This is a genomic window from Collinsella sp. SGI.095, assembly GCF_050314535.1.
Lineage (GTDB): Bacteria > Actinomycetota > Coriobacteriia > Coriobacteriales > Coriobacteriaceae > Collinsella.
Genome location: NZ_JBNPNG010000045.1, coordinates 1 through 2256, shown reverse-complemented (window position 1 = coordinate 2256; position 2256 = coordinate 1). Strand labels below are relative to the sequence as shown.

The 2256-nt window shown below is 69.1% G+C and carries 2 protein-coding genes; both read right to left on the bottom strand.

The genetic code is table 11. The features are described 5' to 3' along the window. Positions 1 to 101 precede the first annotated feature (101 nt). Positions 102 to 875 (bottom strand): IS21-like element helper ATPase IstB, encoded by a 774-nt coding sequence (istB, locus tag ACQRCA_RS08355; RefSeq protein ID WP_427719878.1) that lies wholly within the window; start codon positions 873 to 875, stop codon positions 102 to 104. Continuing rightward, the gene (istA, locus tag ACQRCA_RS08350) at positions 875 to 2107 is read right to left on the bottom strand and encodes an IS21 family transposase (RefSeq protein WP_427719877.1); all 1233 of its coding nucleotides are present in this window, start codon (positions 2105 to 2107) and stop codon (positions 875 to 877) included. Before istA ends, istB begins: the two co-directional genes overlap by 1 nt. Positions 2108 to 2256 lie beyond the last annotated feature (149 nt).

Genomic DNA, 2256 nt, shown 5'->3' with positions numbered 1-2256 from the left:
TGTTAGCGTCAATCTATTTTTCACCAGTTTCGCTAAACAGGCGCGCCGTTTGCGCAAAGGCGGTTTCACCGGTTGCGCTAACGTATTTTCACCGATTCCGGTCACGGCTCGACGGGGCCGTCCCTCGGCAGGTCCTTCAGCCTGTAGGACCTGCCGGTTATCTTGACCAGGTGGCAGTGGTGGCACACCCTGTCCGCGATCGCGCTCGCCGCCACGTCGTCCCCGAACACCCTGCCCCAGCCGCTGATCCCCACGTTGGTGGTGATGATCGTCGAGCGCTGCTCGTAGCGCGTCGATATCAGCTGGAACAGCAGGTCCGCGCCCGCGCTGCCGACGTCGAGGTAGCCGAGCTCGTCGATGATCAGCAGCCTCGAGTGGGCGTAGTACCTGAGCCTCTTCTTGAGGATGCCGCGCGACGAGGCGTCCTCCAGGTCCTCGACGAGCCGGGCGCAGTCCACGAACCTGACCTCGCGCCCCGCCCTGACCGCCTCGATGCCCAGCGCGACGGCGAGGTGCGTCTTGCCCACGCCGGGGCTCCCCACGAACAGGACGTTCTCGGCCCGCTCGACGAACCTCAGGGTCGCGAGCTCCTCGATCTCGGCGCGCGGGACCGACGGCTGGAAGTCCCAGTCGAAGTCCGCCAGCCCCTTGACGTAGGGGAACCCCGACGACCGTATGCGCTGGCTGGTGATCCTGACCTCCCGGGCGGCGACCTCGACGCGCGTCATCTCCTCGAGGGCGGAGGCGAAGCCCCGCTCGCCCGCGGCGACCATCCTCACGTAGTCGGGCAGGGACGCCGCCATCTCGTGCAGCCCGAGCGCGGAGAGGTTCGCCTGCGCCCTGATCGAGGGGCTGCCCTCCGCGACGGCGCCCATCACGCCCCTCCGAGCGAGTCGAGCAGCGCGAGGTTGGCGCGCGCGGCCTCGGCGATGTCCACGTCGGCCAGGCCCCGCTTCCCCTCGAGGGCCTGCCCGTAGTGGTCGGGGTCGTAGTTGATGGGCCTCGACGGCCCGGACGCGGCGTCGTGGACGGCGACCTCCTCGCCGGCCATCCTCACCACGACCTGGCCGCCGGGCATCGCCACGACGCTCACGCGCCGGCCGATGCAGCGCCTGGGCACGGACCACTCCCTGCCGGCGGCCCTGACGAGCATGGTCGGCGGGACGGTCTGGACGCTCACGTCGCCCACCATCGACTCGAGGAGACGGAGGTTCCCGATGGGCCGCAGGCTCTCCTTCTCCCGCATGAACAGCGCGTCGGGCGGCAGGCCGGTGGTGCGGTTCGGCTCAGAGTTTGCCTGGGCCTCGACCCGGGCCACCGCCTCGACTAGGCCGCTCCACCCGGTGAACTCGCCGCCGTAGGCGAGCAGGCGGTTCAGGAAGCGGTTGGCCGACTCGTCCTTGCCCTTGGTCTGCGGCGAGCGCGGCGCGCAGAGCCTGAGCTCGAAGCCGGCCTCCCGCGCGAACCGCCACGCCCTCTCCTGCCTGGTCCTCCTGCGGCCAGAGACGGTCACCAGGCACGACATGTTGTCCGTGATGCACTCCTCCGGGACGCCGCCGAGGCGGGTGAAGGTGGCGAGCAGGCAGGACAGCAGGTCGTCGAGCGTGCGGCTCCTGACCGGTATGAAGCGGTGCTTCCGGGAGTAGCCGAGCGTCGCGGTGAACACGCTGAACTCGAAGACCTCGCCCTCCGAGTCGACGAGCCTCATGTCCTCCTTCCAGTCGAACTGCAGCTGCCTGCCCGGGGGCGTCTCGAACCGCGGGTGCGGCTCGCGGCCGCCCGCGCCCCCGAAGGGCACGTCGCGGGCCCGGCACCACGCGGTGAAGGCGCCGTACCCGGGCAGCCCCTCCCCGCGGCCCTCGCGCAGGAACGCGTAGACTGCCATCTTGGTCATCCCGGGCAGCTGGGCCTTCGCGCGGATCACCTCCTCGAGCGGGTCGAAGGCGCTGCCCCTCGCGGACCTCCCGTCGGCGGCGGACTCGCCCTCCCGCCAGTACTCGGCGACCGTGTGCCGGTCCATGCCGTGCCTCCTCGCGATCTCGCTGAAGTTCGGCTTCGCGCCGGACCCCCTGTAGACGTTCAGCTCTCCCATTACGTTTCGCTCCATATCCCGCTCCTCCCGGGTCGGATACCCGATCGGAGCATAGTTCCGTTAGCGCAGTTGGTGAAAGTACGTTAGCGGGGTCGGCGAAAGCGCGTTAGCGCATTCGGCGAGATGCGTTTGCGAAAGTGGTCAATTTTAGATTAGCGCTAACA